Here is a 22,086-nt window from a genome sequence, read left to right as displayed (position 1 = left end):
CTCCGAGATGCGGGTGATGACGACGGCGATGGCGAGGCACAGCACGGCCATGACGACGCCGATGGCGGCGGCGAGCCCGACCTGCGGGTTCTAGAAGGCCGCCTTGTAGAGGGCGACCGCAGGGGTCAGCGTCGACGTGCCGGGGCCGCCGTGCGTCGTGATCCAGACGAGGTCGAAGGTGCGCAGCGAGGCGGTGATCGTCAGCGTCAAGGCGACGGCGACCTGGCCGCGCAGCCCGGGCAGCGTGACGGCGAAGAACTCGCGCACCGGTCCGGCGCCGTCGACGCGTGCCGCCTCGTAGAGCTCCGGCGCGATCGCGGACGTGCCGGAGATGAACAGGACCATGCAGAAGCCGAACGTCACCCAGGTGCCGATGAGCCCGAGCGCCGGCAGGGCCCACGTGAAGTCGGCGAGCCAGGTGCGGGTCAGGGCGTCGAGGCCCAGGGCCTCGAGCAGGGAGTTGAGGGGCCCGTCCGGGGCGTAGATCCGCTTGAAGACGAGGGCGATGACGACGCTCGTCATGACCTGCGGCAGGAAGAAGATCCACCGGAAGACCGCCATCCCCGGCTGCTTGGAGCGGGTCAGCATCGCCGCCGAGAGCAGCCCGAGGGCGATCGGCAGCAGCGAGAAGAAGCAGATGAGCACGAGCACGTGGCTGAAGGTCGAGCGGAGCACGGGGTCGGTGAGGAACTCGACGTAGTTGTCGAGACCGACCCACGTCGCGACGCTGACGCCGTCCCACCTGAAGAACGAGTACTGGACCGACTGGGCGAGCGGCACGATGACGACGAGGGCGTAGAGCGCCAGCGGCAGCGCGGCGAAGCCGAGGCCGACCCACCGGGTGCGGCGCCGCGGGGAGCGGCGCCGCAGCCGGACGGGCGGTGCGGTCGACACCGGTCGGGCGGAGGGCACGCTCAGCCCTTGCCCGCGAGGAAGGCGTCGCGGTCGGCGTCGACCGCCTTGGTGTAGTCGGCGGGCGTCATCTTGCCGGCGTAGACGAGCTGGAGGTTCTGGCCGAGCGTGTCGAGCATCGTGGGGCTGGACCAGTCGAAGTAGGGGACGTAGCCGTCGTCGCCGTCGAGGGCGGCGGCGCCGGCGGACTCCCCGCTCAGGCTCATCGAGTCCTTGGCCACGCTGACGTCCTCGGACAGGGCGGGCACGAGGCCGAGGTCGGCCGCGGCCTGGGCGGCCTCCGGCGACATGAGGTAGTCGAGGAAGGCGGCGGCGACGTCGGGGTGGGCGCACTTGGCCGACACGACCATCGCCCCGGGCGCCGCACCGACGCCGACGCTGGCGGTCCCGCTGGACTGCGGCAGCTGGACGTAGCCGAAGTGCTTCTGCTGGGTGGCGTCGAGGCCGAGCGAGCCGGTGTACTCCCAGCGGAAGACGCCCTCGCCGCCGACGAACTTCGACACGGCGGTCTGGTAGTCGATGCCGGCGAAGTTCTTCGGGTAGTAGCCGGCGTCGGCCCACTTCTTGACCGTCTGGACGGCCTGGGTCATCGCGACGTCGCCGGCCTTCACCGACGGGGAGTCGTAGATGTAGTCGTTGAGCTTGCCCTTGTCGGCGAGCACCGCCTGGACCCCGAGGAGGGCGGAGGTCGACCCGTCGAGGCTGCCGTACTCGAAGGGCACCTCGCCGGCAGCCTTGGCCCGGGCCGCCGCGGCCTCGAGCTCGGCGAGGGTCTTCGGCGGCTGCAGCCCGAGCTTGTCCAGCTTGTCGGCGTTGTAGTAGAGGCCGATGAGCGAGGTGCGGGCCATCGGGGTGGCGAACCACGACCCGGAGCCCATCGTCGCGACGTCGGTCGTGAACTTGTTCTGCCGGGCGATCGTCGTGGGCACGCGCGAGTCCCAGCCGTAGGCCTTGGCGTAGGCGTCGAGGTTGAGCACCAGGTGGCCCTTGGCCAGGGTGCCGAGCGACTGCCAGCCGTTGTTGGCGCTCGCGATGTCGGGGCCGCCGTCGTCCTGCAGCTGGAGGTTGAGGGTCGAGTTGAGCTGGCCCCAGTCCTCGGACGTGCGCTTGATCGTCACGTTGGGGTGCTTCTTCTCGAAGTCGGCGACGACGCGGTCGATCCACTTCCCTTCGGCCGAGCCCCAGAAGTCGGTGAGCTTGAGGGTGACCTTGCCGGCGGCGGCGACGTCGGTCGAGACGGCGCTCGGTGCGGCGCTGGGGCCGGAGCCGCCGGTGCCGGGTGTGCAGCCGGCCACGGCCGCGCCCAGGGCGGCGGCGACGGCGAACGTGCGGACGACGCGTGCTCGGTGGACGATCATCTTTCACTCCGTTGTGTCGAGATGGCGCTGGTGTCGAGATGGCGCTGCGATGGCTCGGAAGCGTAGACGCGAATGATCCAGTTAGTCCAGTTAAAACCAGTTGGTATATCTGGTTGCTCACGATGTGAAACTGGTACAGTTCGCGGCGTGACGACCTCCCGCGCCCCGGACCAGGCGTACGAGCAGCTGCGGCACGACCTCACGGTCGGCCGGTTCGCCGCCGGCGCCCGGCTGCCCGGCGAGCGCGACCTCGCCGCCGAGCTCGGTGTCAGCCGGGCGACGCTCCGCCAGGCCCTCTCGCGCCTCGAGGCCGACGGCGCCCTCCAGCGCTCGGCCCAGCGCGGCTGGTTCGTCCCGCGCCAGGTCGTCGGCGAGCCGCCGAGCACGCTCCAGTCCTTCACCGAGATGGCCCGCGCCCGGGGCCTGACGCCCACCGCGAAGGTGCTGCGCCAGCAGGTCCGGGCCGCGACGCTCGAGGAGGCCGGCAAGCTGCACATCGCCCCGGCGTCGCCGGTCATCGAGATCGACCGGTTGCGGGGGATGGACGGCACACCGGTCTGCTTCGACGTCGTCGTGCTGCCCGAGCAGCGCGCCGCGGCACTCGCCACGGCCGACCTCACCGACGCCTCCCTCTACGAGCAGCTTCGCGAGCGGTGCGGCGTCACGATCCACCGCAGCGCGTACACGCTCATGGCCGACGTCGCCGACGCCGACACGGCGGCGCTGCTCGGCACCCGCGTCGGGGCCGCCGTCCTCGTCGGCGACGAGGTCGCCTACACCTCGGCGGGCACGCCCGTGCTCGTCGGCCGCAACACCTACCGCGGCGACGCCTACCGCTTCGAGGCCGACCTCTTCCGCGGCGCCTGACCACGGCGTCCGACTCCGGCGTCCGACCCCGGCGCTCCGCGGCGGGGGAGTACATCAGCTGACGTACGTCCTCCTCGGCCGCGCGGCCGTGGTCGCGAGAGGGCCTCGCGACCACACTCGAGGCGCCAGAACGAACGACGCGCGGGAACGGGGATCCGGCGATGGCAGCTGCAAGCGCTCACGGCACCGGCTCATCGGCCAGAGGCAAGGTGGCTTTCGCCACGGGCGTCCTCGGCGTCGCGCTCGGCCTGGCGGCGCTACCGCTCGACCCGGCCGAAGGCGCCGTCACGACCCTCTACGTCGGCGGCGCGGGCTGCTCCGACGCGGGCACCGGCACCGCGAGCGTCCCGTACTGCACCATCGCGAAGGCCGCCAAGGTCGCCGTCGCCGGCCAGACGGTGCTCGTGTCGAGCGGCACGTACGCCGACGAGGTCTTCCCGTGGCACTCGGGCACCTCCGGCTCGCCCATCGTCTTCCGGCCGGCGCCCGGCGCCTCGGTGACGATCTCCGGGGCCAAGCACGGCTTCACCATCTCCAACCAGAGCTGGATCACGGTGTCGGGCTTCACGATCCAGGGCTCGCCGAGGGACGGCATCTACGTCTACAACGCCACGGGCGTGACGCTCACCGGCAACACGGTGCGCACCTCCGGGCTGCGCGTGTCGGGGTCCACGGCCTACGGGATGTACCTCAACGCGATGACCGGCTCGAGCGTCAGCGGCAACCTCGTGACCGACAACTCGGCGTCGGGCATCTTCCTCACCAACGGCTCCACCGGCAACCAGCTCGTCGGCAACGAGATCTCGTGGAACGCCTACGGCTACGTGCGCAACGCCGTCGGCATCGACCTGCGGGCGCCGGGCAACCTCGTCAAGGGCAACCGGGTCCACGACAACGAGGACTCGGGCATCCAGTCCTACCCGGGCGGTGACGGCAACACGATCGTCGACAACGTCAGCTACCACAACATGGGCTTCACCTCGACGGTGCAGAGCAACTGCAGCCATCCGCCGACCGGCAACACGGACGGGTGCCTGACCGGCGACCACGGGATCGACGACTTCGGCGTCACCGGCAGCTCCGTCGTCGGCAACACCGTGTACGGCAACGTCTCCGCCGGCATCAACCTCGAGGGCGTCGCCTCCGGCACCCCGACCGGGTTCACCATCGCCGACAACGTCGCCGTCGACAACGCCATCGGGTGCCCGGACGGCGCCGGCGGGACGTTCAAGTGCCCGAGGACGCGCGGCAACATCCGCGTCGACGCCACGTCGCAGCTGGGCACGACCGTCGACTCCGACCTCGTCAACCTCAGCACCGCCGGCACGATGCTGGTGTGGGGCTCGACGTCCTACACCTCCCTGTCGGCCTTCCAGGCGGCGAGCGGCCAGGAGGACCGGGGCCTGCAGGCCGACCCGCGGCTGACCAACCCGGCCGGGGGAGACCTCACTCTGCAGGCGGGTTCGCCCGCCATCGACTCGGCGGACTCGAGCGCACCGGGCCAGCCCGCGACCGACGCCGCCGGACGCCCCCGCGTCGACGACCCGGCCACCGCCGACACCGGCATCGGCGTCCGTACCTACGACGACCGCGGCGCCTACGAGTACCAGCCCACGACCCCGACGGGGGGCACGCCATGAGCCCGACAGCACGACCCCTGCGGCGTCGCCACCCCGTGGCCGGTGCCGTCCTCGCCCTCGGCGTCGCCGTCACGACGGCCCTGGTGGCCAACGGCGCGACCCGCGACGCCGGCACGGCCTCGAGCAGCGGCCCCCCGCCGGTCTCCTCGATCGTCCGCGACTGCGCCTCGATGGGCACCGTCCTCACCGCCGCCGCCGGCGTGACGGCACCCGGAACGACACCCGACGCCGTGGCCGGGGCCCGCGGACGAGCCGCGGTGATCGCCCGGTCGACGACGTCCGACGACGTGCGCGAGCGTGTCCAGAACCTCGCCGACGACCTCGCGGCCTACCGCGTCGCCGTCGCGGCGACGGGCGCGGGCGAGCAGGCGCAGCGCCGCGCCGACATCGCCGCGATGGTCCGCGACGACCTCACGGCCCTGCGACGGCTGTGCGGCCGCTGACGGTCGCGACCCACGTCTCCGGGAGACGACGAGGGCCCCGCACCGATGTGCGGGGCCCTCGTCCGTGCCGGAGCACATGGGGTGAGTGACGGGACTTGAACCCGCGGCCACCTGGACCACAACCAGGTGCTCTACCAGCTGAGCTACACCCACCATGCATGCCGCGAGCCGGGCCCGAGGGCTCGGCGTCGTGGGACAGCGACGCCAATCGTACACGGCCCCAAGGGGTGCTCGTGACCACCCTCGCAGCCGCTCGCGAGCAGGCGGCGACGGGCGTCAGTGCTCGATGACGTGCGGCTGCGCGAGCGCCTTCGCCGTCGCGCTGTCGGGCCCGGGCTGCGGGACGAACACCGCCTGGCGGTAGTAGCGCAGCTCGGCGATGGACTCGCGGATGTCGGCGAGGGCGCGGTGCCCGCCCGACTTCTTCGGGGCGTTGAAGTAGACGCGCGGGTACCAGCGCCGGGACAGCTCCTTGATCGAGCTGACGTCGATGATCCGGTAGTGCATGTACTGCTCGAGCTCGGGCATGTCGCGGGCCAGGAAGCCACGGTCGGTGGCCACGGTGTTGCCGCCGAGCGGGGCCTTGCGCGGCTCGGGTACGAAGGTGCGCACGTAGTCGAGGACGAGGTCCTCGGCCTGCTTGATCGTGACGCCGGCCGCGAGCTCGTCGATGAGGCCGGAGGTCGTGTGCATGTCGCGGACGAAGTCGTCCATCTGGGCCAGCGACTCGTCGGGCGGGCGGATCACGACGTCGACGCCCCCACCGAGCTGGTTCAGCTCGAAGTCCGTGACGAGGGCCGCCACCTCGACGAGGGCATCCGACTGCAGGGACAGCCCGGTCATCTCGCAGTCCACCCAGATGATGCGGTCCGCGATGGCGCGGTGGTTCGTCTCGCTCACCGGACCACCATAGAGGCTGGGCGCACGGGCCCACGGCGGTGTCGGCACCAGCACCCGCGTCGGGCCCTGCACTAGCCTTCGGCCATGACCTCAGGGGACGTGACGACGGGGCAGGCGGGCCCGGGGCCGGGCTCGACCGGACCGGGCTCGAGCGGGCCGGGCTCGAGGGCGCCGGGCTCGAGCGAGGCGACGCAGTGGAGCGGGGCCCGCAACCCGACCCGGCGTCCGGTCCTGCGCTCGCTGCTGACGATCGGCGTCGTGGCCTCGGTCTTCCTCGTGTGCCTGCTCGTGCTGCTCGGCATCCTCGGCGAGCGGCTCACGGCGCAGGTCATCGTCACCTCGGCGCTCATGGCGATCGTCCCGCTCTTCGTCATCGTGCCGACCTACCTGTGGCTCGACCGCTACGAGGCCGAGCCGACGCGCTACCTCGTGTTCGCGTTCCTCTGGGGCGCGCTCGTGGCCGTCGTCGGGGCCTACTTCCTCAACACGTTCGGCCTCAAGATCCTCGTCGAGGCCCGGTGGACCGACCCGCTCGCCACCGGCGCCGTGTACCTCGCGCCGGTCGTCGAGGAGACCCTCAAGGGCCTCGGCATCCTGCTCATCTACCTGTTCCGGCGCCGCGAGTTCGACGGCATCATCGACGGCATCGTCTACGCCGGGCTCATCGGCGCCGGCTTCGCCTTCAGCGAGAACATCCTCTACCTCGGCCAGGCCTACAACGAGTACGGCAGCGAGGGCCTCACGGCCACCTTCCTCGTGCGCGGGCTGATGGGCCCGTTCGGGCACCCGCTCTTCACCTCGCTCACCGGCATCGGCATCGGCATCGCCGTGTCGGCCCGCCGCCCGGCCGTCCGGGTCCTCGCCGTCGTCGGCGGCTGGCTCTGCGCCATGCTGCTGCACGGACTGTGGAACCTGTCGGCGCTCGCCGGGATGGAGGGCTTCTTCGAGGCCTACGCCACCTACCAGGTGCCGCTCTTCCTCGCGTTCGTCGGCTTCCTCGTCTGGCTGCGGCGCCGCGAGGGCCGGCTCATCGGCCGCTACCTCTCGCCCTACGCAGACGCCGGCTGGCTCACCCACGCCGAGGTCACGATGCTCTCGCAGCTGCGGCTGCGCCGGGCCGCGCGGCAGTGGGCACGCCAGACCGGTGGCCGGCCGGCGAAGCGCTCGATGGAGGCGTTCCAGGACAGCGCGAGCGACCTTGCGCTGCTGCGCTCCCGGCTCGTGCACGGCACCGCCGAGCCCGACGCCCAGGGCCGCGAGCTCGTCCTGCTCGAGGCGATCACGGCGCACCGCCGCGCGTTCGTCGGATCGCCCGTCACCTGACCGGCGCGCGCGCGTCGGGACCGGCCCCTCGGATGCCTATCATTGGACGGCGCCCGCAACGGGCTGTGCCCCTGTAGCTCAGCGGATAGAGCAAGAGCCTTCTAATCTCTTGGTCGCAGGTTCGAGTCCTGCCGGGGGCGCCGACAGGGTACGGACCCCTCCGCGGCCGAGCGGGCACGGGTCCGCAGCCGGAAAACTGCGACGCGCGTCCGAAACACGCCGTTCGTCCGGTTTGGATGTGATGGCGTGACACGGGAGGATTGGGACGTGGCAGGTGAGTCAGGGGTGGGTGGCGCCCGCCTTCTCTCGGCGGTGGGTGCGTTGCGTGCTGCCATCGACGACGTCACCTTCCCGCTCGAGCTGCCGAGCGCCGACGCCGCGCGGCTGACCCGCCGCCGCCTCCTGGCCCAGCTCGACGACTACGTCATCCCTCGCGTGGCCTCGCTCGACGCGCCGCTGCTCGCGGTCGTCGGCGGCTCCACCGGCGCCGGCAAGTCGACGCTCGTCAACTCGCTCGTCGGTCGCGAGGTCACCCTCCCCGGCATCCTGCGCCCCACGACGCGGTCGCCCGTCCTCGTGCACCACCCCGACGACGAGCGCTGGTTCGCCGGGCCGCGCATCCTGCCGGGCCTGGCCCGGATCACCGGGCGGCACAACGCCTCCGACGGTCCCGGCGCGCTGCGGCTCGTGCCCACCGACGCCGTCACCGCGGGCCTGGCCGTCATCGACGCCCCCGACGTCGACAGCGTCGTCGAGGCCAACCGCGACCTCGCCGGCCAGCTGCTCGCCGCCGCCGACCTCTGGATCTTCGTCACGACGGCCTCGCGCTACGCCGACGCCGTGCCGTGGGTGCTGCTGCGCGAGGCGTCCGAGCGCGGCGCGTCCGTGGCGATCGTCCTCGACCGCGTCGCCACCGACTCCGTCGACGACATCCGCACCCACCTCGCCTCGATGCTGCGCGAGCAGGGCCTCGGCACCGCACCGATCTTCACCATCGTCGAGTCGCCGCTGCACGACGGGCTGCTGCCCGAGCACCAGACCGCCCGGCTCAAGGGCTGGCTCGCGGCGCTCGCGGGCGACGCGCAGTCGCGGGCAGCCGTCGTGCGCCAGACGCTCGACGGTGCCCTCGACGTCCTTTCGGGGCGCGTCGACACCGTCGTCAGTGCCACCGACGCCCAGCGCGAGGCCGCCCGCACCCTGTCCGGGGCCGCGTCGAGCGCCTACGCGCAGGCCGTCGACGCCGTCCGCGACTCGGTCGCCGACGGCACCCTCCTGCGCGGCGAGGTCCTCGCCCGCTGGCAGGAGTTCGTCGGCACCGGCGAGTTCTTCCGCCAGGTAGAGTCGACGGTCTCGCGGGTGCGCGACCGGTTCGCGGCCTTCCTCAAGGGCGGCCCGGCCAAGGCCGACGAGCTCGGCGAGGCGCTCCAGTCGGGCGTGGCCACCCTCGTCGCCGACCGCGCCGAGGTGGCGGCCCGCACCGCCACGCGGGCCTGGCGCGGCCTGCCCGGCGGCGAGCAGCTGCTCGCCACGCACCCGGGCCTCAAACGATCTGGTCCCGACGTCGAGGACCGCATCGCCCGCCTCGTGCGCGACTGGCAGGGCGACATCCTCACCATGGTGCGCAGCGAGGGCCGCGACCGTCGCACCACCGCGCGGATCATGGCCTACGGCGTCAACGGGCTCGGGGTCGTCCTCATGCTCGTGACGTTCGCCAGTACGGCCGGCATCACCGGGGCCGAGGTCGGCATCGCCGGCGGCACGGCGGTCGTCGGGCAGAAGCTGCTCGAGGCCGTCTTCGGCGACCAGGCCGTGCGCGACCTCGCCCGCAAGGCCCGCGAACAGCTCGTCGAGCGCGTCGAGGCGCTGTACGCCGCCGAGCAGACCCGTTTCGAAGGAGCCGTCAGCACCGTGCAGCCGGACACCGACCACGCCACCGTGCTGCGCCGGGCGGCCGCGGCCGTGCAGGAGGCCCGATGAGCCCCATCCGGATGGGCCGCGCCCAGGGGGCCCGCGTCACCGCCGCCGAGCTCGCCACCCGCACCACCGCGCTGTCCCGGGCGATCCTGTCCGGCGGCGAGCAGCTCGACCCCGCCGAGTCCGAGCGCGCCCGACGCGTCGTCGACCGCGCCGTCGAGCGCTCGGGCATCGGTGCCGACCACACCGTCGTCGCCCTCGCCGGCGCCACCGGCAGCGGCAAGTCCTCGCTCTTCAACGCCCTCGTCGGGTCCGAGGTCGCCACGATCGGCGCGCGCCGGCCGACGACCTCCAAGCCCACCGCCGCCGTCTGGGGCGACGCCGACGCCACGCGCCTGCTCGACTGGCTCGGCGTCAAGGCACGCCACGGCGTCGGTGCGCCCGACCAGCCGTCCGCACCGGAAGCCTTGGGGGACAAGGCTCCTGACGCGTCGACCCGGCCGGGTGCCAAGGCCGCCGAGGCCGCGGAGGCCGCCGATGATGCTGAGGCCGCCGACGCGTCGGGCGACAGCACCGACGCGTCCGCCACGGCCGCCGTGCCGGCGGTCGCCGGCGTGATCGGGTCGCTCGACGGGCTCGTGCTGCTCGACCTGCCCGACTTCGACTCGCGTGAGCAGGCCCACCGCGACGAGGCCGAGCGCGTCCTCGGACTGGTGGACGTCTTCGTCTGGGTCACCGACCCGCAGAAGTACGCCGACGCCCGGCTGCACGACGAGTTCGTCGCCCACCTCTCGCACCACGACGCCGTGACGCTCGGCGTGCTCAACCAGGTCGACCGCCTCCCGAAGGACGCCACGGCCACCCTCACCGCCGACCTCGCCAAGCTGCTCGAGGCCGACGGCGTCACGCGTCCCGCCGTGCTCGCCACCTCGACCGTCACCGGCCAGGGCGTGCCCGAGCTCGCCCAGCGCATCGCCAACGTCGTCGCCGGCCACGCCGCGGCCCGCCAGCGGCTCAGCGCCGACGTCGTCGCGGCGGCCACCTCGCTGCGGCGGGGCGTCGCCGACCACGAGCCCGACGTCGGCCGCCTCCCGCGCACCGACCTCGACGCCTCGCTCGCCCGCGCCGCCGGCGTGCCGATCGTCCTCGACGCCGTCGAGCGCGACCACCGCCGTCGCGCCTTCGGCCACACCGCGTGGCTCTACGCCCGGTGGGGCCGCGCGCTGACCCCCGACCCGATCCGCCGGCTGCGCCTCGACCGTGCCGGCGCGCGTCCGATCCCCGTGGAGATCGGGGGCGACGACGTGCGGGCGGCGCTCGGCCGCTCCTCGATCCCGGCGCCCACCACGGCCGCCGTCTCGGCGGTCGACCTCGCGACCCGCGGCTTCGTCCGCGAGGCCGCCACCGACCTTCCCGTCCGCTGGGCCACGGCCGTCGAGGACTCGGTCCAGCAGGGCGAGGAGGGGCTGGCCGACGCGCTCGACCGCGCCATGGTCGACACCCCGCTGCAGGACCGCCGACGGGCCTGGTGGTTCGTCGTCGACGCCCTCCAGTGGGTGCTCGGGCTCGCCGCCCTCGGCGGGCTGCTGTGGTACGCCGTGCTCTGGGTCATGGGCCTGCTCGCGCTGCCGCGGCCGGAGGTCCCGACGCTCTGGGTGCTGCCGCTGCCGCTCGTGCTCCTGCTCGGCGGAGTCGTGCTCGGGCTCGTGCTCGGCGCGCTCTCGCGGGCGTGGGCGCAGGTCGGGGCCAGGCGCCGGCGACGGGCCGTCGCCGGCCGCCTGACCGACGCCGTCGGCGCCGTCGCCGACGACCGCGTCCTGGTGCCGGTCGACCAGGTGCTGGCGCGCCACCGCGACACCCGCGAGCACCTCGAGGCCGCCACCCGCTGACGGGGGCTGGACCGCCCGTGGGCGGCTCGTCCACATCCCCTGCTGTCGTGGGGCTGCCGTCCACAGGCTCCGGGGCACCCCTGGGTGGTGCCGGTCCCGGCCCGGCACGGTGGTCGCGGGTGGCAGCCGCCACCCGCCGTCACCGAGCCGGCCCCGGCCGGACCGAGCAGGGAGCACCGCCCATGAACGAGACCCGCATCACCGTCCACGGCAACGTCGTCAGCGACCCGGTCGAGCGGCTCGGCCGCAGCGGCCACGTCTTCACGACCTTCCGCATCGCCACGACGCCGTTCCGGCGCACGGCCGACGGCAAGTTCGCCGACCTCGACACGAGCTTCTACTCGGTCATCGTCTTCAACGCCCTGGCCGCCAACGTCGCCGCCTCGCTGCACAAGGGCCAGCCGGTCGTCGTCGAGGGCAACCTGGCCATCAAGACCTACCTGGGCACCGACGGCCAGCAGCGCACGTCCGCCGAGATCGACGCCGACCACGTCGGCCACGACCTGTCGTGGGGCCGTGCGGCCTTCGAGCGGGTCAGCCGCGCCGCCGCCCTCGGCCACGACCGCACGGCCGACCCCGACGTCCGCGACGCGATGGCGCAGATGGACGGCGACCGGCGCCCGGCGAACGTCGACGAGAACGGCGTCGTCCTCGACGGGCCGGACGATGGCGACGAGGCCGGTGACCACCGTGCGTCGGCATCGGCCTCGCTGCTCGGCGACCCCGAGACCGACGACTACGACGTGGAGCCGGTGCCGGCCTGAGCCCGGCCGGGCGCCCGGTCGGCCGGGGAGCGACGTCGATTCGGTCGTGCGCGGTGCGGCAGATAGCCTTCTGCGCATGGCCGAGTACATCTACACCATGACCCGTGCGCGCAAGGCGCACAACGAGAAGGTCATCCTCGATGACGTCTCGATGTCGTTCTACCCGGGTGCGAAGATCGGCATGGTCGGTCCCAACGGCGCCGGCAAGTCGACGATCCTGAAGATCATGGCCGGACTCGACCAGCCCAGCAACGGCGAGGCCCGCCTGGCTCCGGGCGCGACGGTCGGCATCCTCCTGCAGGAGCCGCCGCTCAACGAGGACAAGACCGTCCTCGGCAACGTCGAGGAGGGCGCGGGCGAGATCAAGGCCAAGCTCGACCGCTACAACGAGATCTCGGCCGAGATGGCCGACCCCGACGCCGACTACGACGCGCTGCTCGCCGAGATGGGCAAGCTGCAGGAGGACATCGACCACGCCGACGCGTGGGACCTCGACTCCCAGCTCGAGCAGGCGATGGACGCGCTGCGCTGCCCGCCGCCGGACGCCCCGGTCACCAACCTCTCCGGTGGTGAGCGTCGCCGCGTCGCGCTCTGCAAGCTGCTCCTGCAGAAGCCCGACCTGCTGCTGCTCGACGAGCCGACCAACCACCTCGACGCCGAGTCGGTCCAGTGGCTCGAGCAGCATCTCGAGACCTACCCGGGCGCCGTCATCGCGGTGACCCACGACCGGTACTTCCTCGACAACGTCGCCCAGTGGATCGCCGAGGTCGACCGCGGCCGCCTCTACCCGTACGAGGGCAACTACTCGACCTACCTCGAGAAGAAGGCCGAGCGCCTCACGGTCCAGGGCAAGAAGGACCAGAAGCTGCAGAAGCGCCTCAAGCAGGAGCTCGAGTGGGTCCGCAGCAACGCCAAGGGCCGTCAGGCCAAGAGCAAGTCGCGACTGGCCCGCTACGAGGAGATGGCGGCCGAGGCCGAGCGCACCCGCAAGCTCGACTTCGAGGAGATCCAGATCCCGCCGGGTCCGCGCCTGGGCTCGACGGTCATCGAGGTCAACAACCTCAAGAAGGGCTTCGGCGAGCGCGTCCTCATCGACAACCTCTCGTTCTCGCTGCCGCGCAACGGCATCGTCGGCGTCATCGGCCCCAACGGCGTCGGCAAGTCGACGCTCTTCAAGACGATCGTCGGCTTCGAGCAGCCCGACAGCGGCGAGGTCAGGATCGGCGAGACGGTCAAGATCTCCTACGTCGACCAGGGCCGAGAGGGCCTGGACCCGAAGAAGAACCTCTGGGAGATCGTCTCCGACGGCCTCGACTACATCAAGGTCGGCCAGGTCGAGATCCCCTCGCGCGCCTACGTGTCGCAGTTCGGCTTCAAGGGCCCCGACCAGCAGAAGCCGTCCGGCGTGCTGTCCGGTGGTGAGCGCAACCGCCTCAACCTCGCGCTCACCCTCAAGCAGGGCGGCAACCTGCTGCTCCTCGACGAGCCGACCAACGACCTCGACGTCGAGACCCTCGGCTCGCTCGAGAACGCGCTGCTCGACTTCCCGGGCTGCGCCGTCGTCATCTCCCACGACCGGTGGTTCCTCGACCGCGTCGCGACGCACATCCTCGCCTACGAGGGCACCGAGGACGACCCGGCAAAGTGGTACTGGTTCGAGGGCAACTACGAGTCCTACGAGGCCAACAAGGTCGAGCGCCTCGGCCCGGAGGCGGCCCGCCCGCACCGCGTCACCTACCGCAAGCTGACGCGCGACTGATCCTCGTGCGCCCGCCACGGCGGGCCCGCGGACGCGCAGCACCGACGGCCGCCACCCTGCTCCCGGGGTGGTGGCCGTCGCGCTAGATCCAGCCCTTGCGCCGGAACACGACGTAGAGCAGCGTGGCGACACCGAGGATGATCCCGCCGCTGACGAGCACGCCTGAGTGCGAGGCGAACCCGGGGTAGGGCACGTTCTGGCCGTACCAGCCGGTGACGGCCGTCGGTACGGCGATGATCGCCGCCCACGCCGTCAGCTTCTTCATGACGGTGTTGAGCCGCGCGTCCTGCAGCGACAGGTTGGTCTCGAAGACGGTCGTCACCATGTCGCGCAGCGACTCGGTCCACTCGGCGGCCCGCAGGACGTGGTCGTAGAGGTCGTCGTAGAACCCGTCGAGCTCGGGCCGCCGCTCGTCGAGGTCCTTGCGGTGGCGCAGCACCGCGTTGACCACCTCACGCATCGGCAGCACGACCCGGCGCAGCTCGACGAGCTCCTTGCGCAGCCGGTAGGTGCGCACCTGCACGACGCGGGCGCGACCGCGGTCGTCGAAGAGGTCGTCCTCGAGCCCCTCGATGGCGTCGTCGAGCTGCTGGATCGTCTCGAAGTGCCCGTCGACGACGGTGTCGAGCAGCCCGTGCACGAGGGCCCCGACGCCGTACCGCAGCAGGTCCGGGTCCTCGTTCCACCGCTCCAGCACCGGGTCCATGTCGAACGAGCTGTCCGAGCGGACCGTGATGACGCCCCGCGGCAGGACGAACGCCGAGATGCGGTTCAGCCGCAGGCGCGAGTCGCGGGACGCCGGGTCGTCGTCCGGCGCGTCGAGCCGGGTGGCGTACACGGTCAGGAAGGTGTGCTTGGCGTGCCGGGTGGCCTTGGGACGCTCGCCCGCGGTCACGGCGTCCTCGACGGCGTGCGGGTCCAGCCCGAGCTCGTCGGCGAGGCGCTGCAGGTGCGCGCGGTCGGGCTCGCACAGGTCGACCCAGAGCAGCGAGCCCTCGCGGTCGAGGTGCTCGGACACCTGCTCGAGGGGGAAGTCCTCCTCGACGAGGGCGCCCTCCTCCCAGCGGCGTGTGCGCACCGTCGCGTCAGTCTGGGTCACGATCCCAGTGTGGCAGGGGAGGGCTGCGGGACGGACGGGTCAGGCGATGAGCGGCGGCGCGTCGTCGCGGGCCGGTCGGCCGGCGAGGGCGAGGTCCCAGGCCGCCGCGAGCCGCCGCCCCACCTCGTCGGCCTCGTCGGCCGGCACGCAGAACGGGATCCGCACCCAGCGCCCGAGGCCGCCGGTGGCGGCGAACTGGCTGCCCCGGGCGAGCCGGACGCCGGCCTGCTCGCCGACTCGCGCCAGCTGCTCACCCCTCGCGATGGGGAGCTCGCACCAGAGGTTGAGCCCGCCGACGGGCACGTCGAACCGCCAGTCGGGCACGTGCCGGCGCAGCGCCGCGACCATGGCGTCGCGTCGGCTGCGCGCCTCGCGGCGTCGCTCGTGCAGGACCGAGTCGCCTTGGTGCAGTAGGTCGGCCACGACGAGCTGCTCGAGCACCGCGCTGCCGAGGTCGAGGCTGTGCCGCGACTCGACGATCGACCCGACGGCCTCGCGCGGCGAGCGGACCCAGCCGACGCGGATGCCGCCCCACCACGTCTTGCCGGCGCTGCCGAGGGTGAAGGTGCCGGGGGCGGTCGCCGCGAACGGTGCGACGCGCCGGCTCGTGCCGCCGTCGGGCCCGTCGAGGCCGTCGAGCCCGAGCTCGACGAACGTCTCGTCGACGACGGGCACGGCTCGCCCGCGGGCCAGCACCTCGCCGACGGCCGCGCGGGTGCCGGCGTCCATGAGCAGGCCGGTGGGGTTCTGGTGGTCCGGGATGAGGTAGGCCATCCGGGCGCCGCTCTGCCGCAGGCCGATCTCGATGGCGTCGAGGTCCCAGCCGTCACGGGTCAGCAGCGCCGGCACGGGGCGCAGCCCGGAGCGCCGCACGGCGACGACGGCGTTGGGGTAGGTGGGCGTCTCGACGAGGACCCGGTCGCCGACGTCGAGCCCGGCGCGCAGCACGGTCGAGAGGCCGGCGTGCGCCCCCGAGGTGACGACGACCTGGTCGGGGGAGGTGGGCAGGCCGCGACCGGTGAACCACTCGGCGATCGCCGAGCGGGTCTCGGGCAGGCCGTGCGGGTGGTACCCGGCCGTCGCGAGGTGGCGCGGCAGCTCGGCGAGCGCCCGCTCGTAGGCCGCGGTGATGCCGGCGGCCGCGGGCATCGCGGCGTACGTGAGATCGATGACGTCGGCCGGCACGTCGGTGGGGATGAGCCCGGCACCCGAGAGGGCGAGCCCGGAGGTGCCGGTGGGAAGGACCACGACGCTGCCCGAGCCGCGGCGCGTCACGACGAAGCCCTCGTCGCGCAGCGCGTCCAGTGCGGCCACGACGGTGGTGCGGCTCAGCCCGAGCTCGGTGGTCAGGGTGCGCTCGCTCGGCAGCCGGGTGCCGACGAGGAGCCGACCGTCGGACACGAGCCGGCGCACGGCGTCGGCGAGCCCGCGGTAGGCGGGACGGGGGAGCGGCTCGGGCCCGAGGAGGGCGGACAGGGTCCGGGCGGAGACGGAGCGCATGGGTCCAGTCTCCCACGACTGGCCCTTAACGATCAGTCCAATCGGCGTCAGGATGGTGGCCATGAGACGCCACGTGCCCCTGCGCAACCTCGGACCGCTCGCCCAGCTGCGGGCACCGCACCTGCCGCGGCGCATCGTGCAGCTGCTCGTCGGGCTGACCCTCTACGGCGTCTCGATGGCCATGATGGTGCGCGGTGCGCTCGGGCTCGACCCGTGGGACGTCTTCCACATGGGCGTCGCGAGCCACGTGCCGCTGACGTTCGGCCAGGTGACCATCGTCGTCGGCGCCCTCGTGCTGCTCCTCTGGGTGCCGCTGCGCCAGTGGCCCGGCCTCGGCACCGTCGCCAACGTCGTCGTCATCGGCCTGGCCGCCGACGCGGGGCTGGCCCTCATCGCCCAGCCCGACGCCTGGTGGGCGCGGGTCGCGCTGCTGCTGTCGGGCCTCGTGCTCAACGGCGTCGCGGGCGGCCTCTACATCGGCAGCCAGCTCGGCCCGGGCCCGCGTGACGGCCTCATGACCGGCCTCGCCCGACGCACCGGCCTGTCGATCCGCCTCGTGCGCACGACGATCGAGATCGTGGTCCTCCTCGTCGGGTGGCTGCTCGGCGGTTCGGTGGGCCTGGGCACCGTGCTCTACGCCGTGTCGATCGGCCCGCTCGTCCAGTTCTTCCTGCCGCGGCTCACCATCGACCTCGGCACCGACCCGATCGACGACCGCCTCGACACCGCTCCCGTCCCGGCTGCGGCTCCGGCTGTGGCGCCGGTGCCCGTGCCGGCGCCCTGCCTCGGCGACTGACCGACGACCCCGGGAGAAAGTGCCCACTCGACCGGGTGGCGCGGGCCCCAGCACCCAGTCGAGTGGGCAGTTCGTCACGGGAGAAAGTGCCCAGTCGACCGGGTGGCGCGGCCCCAGCACTCAGTCGAGTGGGCAGTTCGTCACGGGAGAAAGTGCCCACTCGACTTGGGGAGCTGTCTGGAGTCCCGGTGCCGGCGCCCTGCCTCGGCGACTGACCGAGGCGACCCTCGCGCTCAGGACAGCAGGTCCGCGAGGGCGCCGTCGAGGCCGGGGTGGGCGAAGGCGAACCCCGAGGCGGCGAGCACCTCGCTCGTGCAGTGCCGCCCGGTCAGGCCCAGGGCCGGGTCGGTCCGTAGCGGCACCGAGCCGACGCGCACGAGCAGCTCGGGCGTCGGGGGAGACGCGGGCCGGCGCAGGTGGCGGCGCAGCGCGGCCATGAGCTCGGCGTTGCGCACCGGCTCGGGAGCGGCCGCGACGACGACGCCCTCGAGCGACGCCGCAGGGTCGACACCGGGGTTGACACCGGTGTCGACGCCGAGGGCGCTGCGCACGATCGCCAGCCAGTCGTCGACGTGGACCCAGCTGAACCACTGTCGGCCCGAGCCGACGCGCCCGCCGAGCCCGAGCCGGGTCAGCCCGGCCAGCCGGTCGAAGGCCGGGGAGCCGTCCTGCAGGACGATCGAGGTGCGCAGCAGCACGAGCCGCGCGGTGTTCGCCCCGTCGGCGGCGTCCTCCCACGGCCGGGCGACGCCGGTCATCTGCGGCAGCGCGTCGGTGCCGGTCGGCAGCGGCGTCGACTCGGTGACGAGCGCCTCTCCCGCGTCGGACCAGATGGCGGTCGTCGACCCCTGGACCCACGCGGCGAGCGGCGAGGACAGCGAGCGGCTCGCCTCGACGAGCGCGAGGGTCGGGCGCACTCTCGACTCGCGGAGGTCGCGGACGTTGGCGGCGGTCGGGCGGACGTCGACGAGGCGCCCCGCGAGGTTGACCACCGCGGTGCGCCCGGGCTCCTCGTTCAGCGCCTCGACCCACGGTCCGAGGGTCTCGCCGTCCCACGCGACCTGCCGGTGCGGCAGGTCGGGCTGCGGCGAGCGAGTCAGCACGACGACCTCGTGGCCGCGGGAGGCGAGGTCGGCCGACAGCGCCCGCCCCAGCGTGCCGGAGCCGCCGGCGACGACGACCCTGAGCGCGTCGGGCGAGGGGCGCACCCCGGCCAGCGCCGCGAGGCGGGTGACCGACTCGGGCCACTGCCGGGCGAGGGCCCCGGCCACCCCGCGCACCACGAGCGGCGAGAGCGGACCGGTGCAGGCGACGCGCTGGGTCACGGTGCAGGCCGCGTCGCCGGCGGGCTCGACGGTCCACTCGACGCGCATCGCGCCGACGGGGTTGGGCTGCTCGACGGCGAGTCGACGACCGGGCTCGACCTCGACGACGCGCAGCGGGGGAGCCGTGCGACCGTGCAGCTCGGCCGCCCACCGGGCCGACGGCAGGTAGCGCGTGCTCGAGCCGGGCTCGAGCCGCTCCGGGGCCTCGACGCTGCCGATCGACGTGGCCCACTCTGGCCACCGCCGCAGGTCCGACACGACCTCCCAGACAGACGCGGCCGGGGCGGCGACGTGCTGGGACCGGGTGCGCTGCCAGTCGAAGGCGGTCATGGCCCCACCCTAGGCAGACGCGGTCGCCCCACCGCCGAGGCGCCACGAGCGCAGGACGCGGCACCGGTGTGGTTCGTACCACGCGAGGTCGAGACGCTCGGCCCGGCAGGCGGCCGGGACCCACGGCCCCACGGCCTGGCGCGTGGAGGACTCGCTGACGGCGTCGGACAGCCCGTCGAGGGTCAGGTGCGGCACGGGGTCGGGGAAGGCACCGCCGTACGGCGGGCACTGCGGGAACGCCTGCGAGAGAGCGGCGGTCAGTGCGCGGAACGCGTCGTCGGGCTCCGGGAGCAGGTGCACGATGCCGTTGGGGAAGGTCGCGACGCGTCGGAGGGTGAAGTCGAAAGGGGCTGTGGCGCAGGTGATCTCGTCGAGAGCGGCGACGACCTCGTCCGTGACCTGGTCAGGCGCCAGGAACGGGCCCAGGGCGGTCACGTGCGCGTGGACGAAGGCGGGGTCCGACGAGACGTAGGCCTCGTCGTAGTGGCGGTGCCGCTCGAGGACGAACGGCTCGAGCATCGGCACGGGCACGAGCAGGACGCCGTGCCCGGGGTGGCTCCCGTGGTCTGCCACCGGGCGGCGTCAGTGCGAGACGCCGACGAGCCGCAGCGCGAGCGAGGCGTTCGTCGCGCCGATCTGCTCGGGGGAGCGGCGGATGGTCGGGGAGTACCAGCGGGCGACGTCGACGACGATGGACAGCAGCGCGAGGGCGGTGTCGGCGCTGTCCTCGACGGTGAACGCCCCGTCGGCGACGCCGCGCTCGAGCACGCCGCGGACGAGCCCGTCCATCTCCTTGCGCAGGGCGAGCACCTCGGCGTGGTGCTCGGGCGTCAGGTGGTGGTGCTCGTACTGGACGACGCGGGCGACCTGGTACTGCTCGACGTGCCACTCGCTGAAGCGCGCCATGACGTTGGCCAGCTGGTCGGTCGGCGTCGGGCCGTCGGCGATCGCGCCGCGCAGCAGCCGCAGGGCGCTCTCGTGGCCGCTGCGGCTCAGGTTGAAGAGCAGCTCCTCCTTGGAGCCGAAGTGCACGTAGACGCCGGCGGGGGACAGGCCCGCGCCCGAGGCGATGTCGCGGGTCGTCGTGGCGTGGAAGCCCTTGTCGGCGAACGCGTGGGCGGCCGCGTGCATGAGCCGGTCGACGGTCGACGCGTCGGCGGGCGGCTGCGTGGCGACGGGGGTCGGGCTCGGGGTGGGCTGCGGCACGTTGACAGCATGCCGCAGCGGCGGGAGACTAAGCAAGCGCTTAGTTACCTGTCGGTACGGCGCGCCGCTCGCTCAGCCCGCACGCCCGATGGAGGACGGATGCCCCGCAACATCTACGACGAGGACCACGAGGCGATGCGCGCGTCCGCGCGCGAGTTCGTCGCCCGCACGCTCGCCCCGCGCGCCGAGGAGATGATCGAGGGCAAGTCGATCCCGCGCGACATCTGGGTCGAGGCCGGCAAGCAGGGCTTCTTCGGCCTCGACATCCCCGAGGAGTTCGGCGGCGCGGGCGTCGACGACTACCGCTTCAACGCCGTCGTGGCCGAGGAGATGTCGCGCTTCAACGCCGCGACGAGCTCGTGCTTCGGCATCCACTCCGACGTGTGCCCGCCGTACATCGTCGACCTCGGCACCGAGGAGCAGAAGCAGCGGTGGCTGCCCGGCATGGCCAGCGGCGAGCTCATCTGCGCCATCGCCATGACCGAGCCCTCCGGCGGCTCCGACCTCGCGGCCCTCAAGACCACCGCCGTGCGCGACGGCGACCACTGGGTCCTCAACGGCTCCAAGACCTTCATCACCAACGGCTACCAGGCCGACCTCGTCATCGTCGCGGCCCGCACCGACCCGTCCAAGGGCGCCAAGGGCATCACGCTGCTCATGGTCGAGCGCGGCATGGAGGGGTTCGTCAACGGCCGCAAGCTCGACAAGGTCGGCATGGACGAGTCCGACACCGCCGAACTCTTCTTCGACAACGTCCGGGTCCCCGACGAGAACCGCCTCGGCGAGGAGGGCATGGGCTTCATCGCGATGATGCAGCGCCTCCCGCAGGAGCGCGTCGGCGCCGCCGTGTCGAACGTCGCGCACGCCAAGGCGATCCTCGAGGAGACGATCCAGTACGCCAAGGACCGCAAGGCCTTCGGCCAGCCGATCGGCGCCTTCCAGCACAACAAGTTCCTCATGGCCGAGCTCGTCACGAAGATCGAGGTCGCCGAGGCCTACGTCGACGACTGCGTCGCCGCGCACGCCGAGGGCAAGCTGTCGGCCGTCGACGCCGCCAAGGCCAAGTGGTGGAGCTCGCAGGTGCAGAACGAGGTGCTCGACCACTGCGTGCAGCTGCACGGCGGCTACGGCTTCATGAACGAGTACCGCGTGGCCCGCGCCTGGCGCGACGCCCGCGTCACGAAGATCTGGGCCGGCTCCAACGAGATCATGAAGGAGCTCATCGGCCGGGACCTCGGCTTCTGATGGGCGCTGCGAACAGCGGCGGACGCCACGAGGGCGCCGTCGCCATCGTCACCGGCGCCAGCCGCGGCATCGGCCTCGGCATCGCCGAGCGGCTCGTCGCAGAGGGCGCCAAGGTCGTCATCACCGCGCGCAAGCCGGAGGCCCTGGCCGAGGCCGTCGAGCAGCTCGGCGGCCCCGAGCACGCCCTCGGCATCGCCGGCAACGCCGCCGACGAGTCGCACCAGGACGAGGTGGTCGCCGCGGCGCGCGAGACCTTCGGCGGGCTGCACCTGCTCGTCAACAACACCGGCATCAACCCGGCCTACGGCCCGATGCTCGACAGCGGGCTCGACGTCGCGCGCAAGGTGCTCGACGTCAACGTCGTCGCGGCCTTCTCGTGGATCAGGAAGGCCGTCGCCGCGGGCCTCGGCGACGCGGACCACCCCGGTGCCGTCGTCAACCTCGCCTCGGTGGCGGGGCAGGGGGCGTCGGGCGTCATCGGCTGGTACGGCGTCTCCAAGGCGGCGCTCATCCACCTGACGACCGAGCTCGGCTACGAGCTCGGCCCCGACGTGCGCGTCAACGCCGTCGCCCCGGCCGTCGTCAAGACGAAGTTCGCCGAGGCGCTCTACGAGGGGCGCGAGGAGAAGGTCGTCCGGGCCTACCCGATGAAGCGCCTCGGCGTGCCCGAGGACGTCGCGGGGGCCGTCAGCTTCCTCCTGTCCTCCGACGCGTCGTGGATCACCGGCCAGACGCTGACCATCGATGGCGGCGTCACCCTCGGGGGCGCGCTCTAGCAGCGCCACCCGCGGGCGCCGTGCGGCGACAAGGGTGGAC

19 protein-coding genes and 2 tRNA genes are annotated in these 22,086 nt (G+C 73.0%); 12 read left to right on the top strand and 9 right to left on the bottom strand.

What is annotated here, in order from left to right:
- Positions 1 to 90 precede the first annotated feature (90 nt).
- Positions 91 to 912 (bottom strand): carbohydrate ABC transporter permease, encoded by an 822-nt coding sequence (locus tag BIV28_RS03005; RefSeq protein ID WP_207555723.1) that lies wholly within the window; start codon positions 910 to 912, stop codon positions 91 to 93.
- Positions 913 to 914: 2 nt separating this feature from the next.
- The gene (locus BIV28_RS03000) at positions 915 to 2,270 is read right to left on the bottom strand and encodes an ABC transporter substrate-binding protein (protein WP_076259142.1); all 1,356 of its coding nucleotides are present in this window, start codon (positions 2,268 to 2,270) and stop codon (positions 915 to 917) included.
- A gap of 147 nt (positions 2,271 to 2,417) precedes the next feature.
- Between BIV28_RS03000 and BIV28_RS02995 the strand changes: the two genes are divergently transcribed.
- The 3 genes from BIV28_RS02995 (at position 2,418) to BIV28_RS02985 (ending at position 5,220) form a co-directional block, all read left to right on the top strand.
- Positions 2,418 to 3,137, top strand: coding sequence for a GntR family transcriptional regulator (locus BIV28_RS02995; RefSeq protein WP_076259140.1), 720 nt, complete (start codon positions 2,418 to 2,420; stop codon positions 3,135 to 3,137).
- A gap of 161 nt (positions 3,138 to 3,298) precedes the next feature.
- A complete protein-coding gene (locus BIV28_RS02990; RefSeq protein WP_083706981.1) occupies positions 3,299 to 4,777 on the top strand; it encodes a right-handed parallel beta-helix repeat-containing protein in 1,479 nt (492 codons plus the stop codon).
- On the top strand, positions 4,774 to 5,220 hold the full coding sequence (locus tag BIV28_RS02985) for a hypothetical protein (RefSeq protein WP_207555722.1): 447 nt from the start codon (positions 4,774 to 4,776) through the stop codon (positions 5,218 to 5,220). The genes BIV28_RS02990 and BIV28_RS02985 overlap by 4 nt, the downstream gene beginning before the upstream one ends.
- A gap of 77 nt (positions 5,221 to 5,297) precedes the next feature.
- Here BIV28_RS02985 and BIV28_RS02980 read toward each other — a convergent pair.
- Positions 5,298 to 5,373 (bottom strand) — tRNA-His (locus BIV28_RS02980).
- Positions 5,374 to 5,496: 123 nt separating this feature from the next.
- On the bottom strand, positions 5,497 to 6,120 hold the full coding sequence (orn, locus tag BIV28_RS02975) for an oligoribonuclease (protein WP_083706980.1): 624 nt from the start codon (positions 6,118 to 6,120) through the stop codon (positions 5,497 to 5,499).
- Positions 6,121 to 6,204: 84 nt separating this feature from the next.
- Here orn and BIV28_RS02970 point away from each other — a divergent pair, with 84 nt between their 5' ends.
- The 6 genes from BIV28_RS02970 (at position 6,205) to ettA (ending at position 13,769) form a co-directional block, all read left to right on the top strand.
- Positions 6,205 to 7,443 (top strand): PrsW family intramembrane metalloprotease, encoded by a 1,239-nt coding sequence (locus BIV28_RS02970; RefSeq protein WP_083706979.1) that lies wholly within the window; start codon positions 6,205 to 6,207, stop codon positions 7,441 to 7,443.
- Positions 7,444 to 7,510: 67 nt separating this feature from the next.
- Positions 7,511 to 7,583, top strand: a tRNA-Arg gene (locus tag BIV28_RS02965).
- A gap of 127 nt (positions 7,584 to 7,710) precedes the next feature.
- The gene (locus tag BIV28_RS02960; RefSeq protein ID WP_242652738.1) at positions 7,711 to 9,420 is read left to right on the top strand and encodes a dynamin family protein; all 1,710 of its coding nucleotides are present in this window, start codon (positions 7,711 to 7,713) and stop codon (positions 9,418 to 9,420) included.
- Positions 9,417 to 11,246, top strand: coding sequence for a dynamin family protein (locus BIV28_RS02955; RefSeq protein ID WP_076259133.1), 1,830 nt, complete (start codon positions 9,417 to 9,419; stop codon positions 11,244 to 11,246). Before BIV28_RS02960 ends, BIV28_RS02955 begins: the two co-directional genes overlap by 4 nt.
- Positions 11,247 to 11,428: 182 nt before the next feature.
- Complete coding sequence (locus tag BIV28_RS02950) at positions 11,429 to 12,010, top strand: single-stranded DNA-binding protein (RefSeq protein ID WP_076259131.1); 582 nt, start codon at positions 11,429 to 11,431, stop codon at positions 12,008 to 12,010.
- 76 nt (positions 12,011 to 12,086) lie between these two features.
- Positions 12,087 to 13,769, top strand: coding sequence for an energy-dependent translational throttle protein EttA (ettA, locus tag BIV28_RS02945; RefSeq protein WP_076259129.1), 1,683 nt, complete (start codon positions 12,087 to 12,089; stop codon positions 13,767 to 13,769).
- Positions 13,770 to 13,851: 82 nt separating this feature from the next.
- Here the strand turns inward: ettA and BIV28_RS02940 are convergent, their stop codons facing one another.
- Positions 13,852 to 14,868 carry a magnesium transporter CorA family protein gene (locus BIV28_RS02940; protein WP_076259128.1) on the bottom strand — a complete coding sequence of 339 codons (1,017 nt, stop codon included), beginning with the start codon at positions 14,866 to 14,868 and terminating at the stop codon, positions 13,852 to 13,854.
- 39 nt (positions 14,869 to 14,907) lie between these two features.
- The gene (gene yczR, locus BIV28_RS02935) at positions 14,908 to 16,368 is read right to left on the bottom strand and encodes a MocR-like transcription factor YczR (RefSeq protein ID WP_076259126.1); all 1,461 of its coding nucleotides are present in this window, start codon (positions 16,366 to 16,368) and stop codon (positions 14,908 to 14,910) included.
- A gap of 61 nt (positions 16,369 to 16,429) precedes the next feature.
- Here yczR and yczE point away from each other — a divergent pair, with 61 nt between their 5' ends.
- On the top strand, positions 16,430 to 17,164 hold the full coding sequence (gene yczE, locus BIV28_RS02930; RefSeq protein WP_076259449.1) for a membrane protein YczE: 735 nt from the start codon (positions 16,430 to 16,432) through the stop codon (positions 17,162 to 17,164).
- 233 nt (positions 17,165 to 17,397) lie between these two features.
- Here the strand turns inward: yczE and BIV28_RS02925 are convergent, their stop codons facing one another.
- From BIV28_RS02925 to BIV28_RS02915, 3 genes are read right to left on the bottom strand one after another with little or no spacing between them, the layout of a single operon-like run.
- On the bottom strand, positions 17,398 to 18,819 hold the full coding sequence (locus tag BIV28_RS02925) for an SRPBCC family protein (protein ID WP_076259124.1): 1,422 nt from the start codon (positions 18,817 to 18,819) through the stop codon (positions 17,398 to 17,400).
- Between the two features lie 9 nt (positions 18,820 to 18,828).
- On the bottom strand, positions 18,829 to 19,392 hold the full coding sequence (locus tag BIV28_RS02920) for a 2'-5' RNA ligase family protein (RefSeq protein WP_242652737.1): 564 nt from the start codon (positions 19,390 to 19,392) through the stop codon (positions 18,829 to 18,831).
- A gap of 9 nt (positions 19,393 to 19,401) precedes the next feature.
- Positions 19,402 to 20,025 (bottom strand): TetR/AcrR family transcriptional regulator, encoded by a 624-nt coding sequence (locus BIV28_RS02915; protein WP_076259123.1) that lies wholly within the window; start codon positions 20,023 to 20,025, stop codon positions 19,402 to 19,404.
- A gap of 99 nt (positions 20,026 to 20,124) precedes the next feature.
- On the opposite strand from BIV28_RS02915, the gene BIV28_RS02910 reads away from it, so the two are divergent.
- Both BIV28_RS02910 and BIV28_RS02905 read left to right on the top strand, forming a co-directional pair.
- A complete protein-coding gene (locus BIV28_RS02910; protein WP_076259121.1) occupies positions 20,125 to 21,270 on the top strand; it encodes an acyl-CoA dehydrogenase family protein in 1,146 nt (381 codons plus the stop codon).
- A complete protein-coding gene (locus BIV28_RS02905; RefSeq protein WP_076259119.1) occupies positions 21,270 to 22,046 on the top strand; it encodes an SDR family oxidoreductase in 777 nt (258 codons plus the stop codon). The genes BIV28_RS02910 and BIV28_RS02905 overlap by 1 nt, the downstream gene beginning before the upstream one ends.
- Positions 22,047 to 22,086: the final 40 nt, after the last annotated feature.

The organism is Intrasporangium flavum, assembly GCF_001956915.1.
GTDB classification, from domain to species: domain Bacteria; phylum Actinomycetota; class Actinomycetes; order Actinomycetales; family Dermatophilaceae; genus Monashia; species Monashia flava.
This window is presented reverse-complemented; position numbering and strand designations above follow the sequence as displayed.

What these genes read in the sequence shown, in the direction of transcription:
- BIV28_RS02950 (WP_076259131.1), top strand. Translation starts at nt 11,429, where the DNA reads ATGAACGAGACCCGCATCACCGTCCACGGCAACGTCGTCAGCGACCCG.
- BIV28_RS03000 (WP_076259142.1), bottom strand. Translation starts at nt 2,270, where the DNA reads ATGATCGTCCACCGAGCACGCGTCGTCCGCACGTTCGCCGTCGCCGCC.
- yczE (WP_076259449.1), top strand. Translation starts at nt 16,430, where the DNA reads ATGAGACGCCACGTGCCCCTGCGCAACCTCGGACCGCTCGCCCAGCTG.
- BIV28_RS02955 (WP_076259133.1), top strand. Translation starts at nt 9,417, where the DNA reads ATGAGCCCCATCCGGATGGGCCGCGCCCAGGGGGCCCGCGTCACCGCC.
- BIV28_RS02925 (WP_076259124.1), bottom strand. Translation starts at nt 18,819, where the DNA reads ATGACCGCCTTCGACTGGCAGCGCACCCGGTCCCAGCACGTCGCCGCC.
- BIV28_RS02910 (WP_076259121.1), top strand. Translation starts at nt 20,125, where the DNA reads ATGCCCCGCAACATCTACGACGAGGACCACGAGGCGATGCGCGCGTCC.
- ettA (WP_076259129.1), top strand. Translation starts at nt 12,087, where the DNA reads ATGGCCGAGTACATCTACACCATGACCCGTGCGCGCAAGGCGCACAAC.
- BIV28_RS02905 (WP_076259119.1), top strand. Translation starts at nt 21,270, where the DNA reads ATGGGCGCTGCGAACAGCGGCGGACGCCACGAGGGCGCCGTCGCCATC.
- BIV28_RS02985 (WP_207555722.1), top strand. Translation starts at nt 4,774, where the DNA reads ATGAGCCCGACAGCACGACCCCTGCGGCGTCGCCACCCCGTGGCCGGT.
- yczR (WP_076259126.1), bottom strand. Translation starts at nt 16,368, where the DNA reads ATGCGCTCCGTCTCCGCCCGGACCCTGTCCGCCCTCCTCGGGCCCGAG.
- BIV28_RS02970 (WP_083706979.1), top strand. Translation starts at nt 6,205, where the DNA reads ATGACCTCAGGGGACGTGACGACGGGGCAGGCGGGCCCGGGGCCGGGC.
- BIV28_RS02990 (WP_083706981.1), top strand. Translation starts at nt 3,299, where the DNA reads ATGGCAGCTGCAAGCGCTCACGGCACCGGCTCATCGGCCAGAGGCAAG.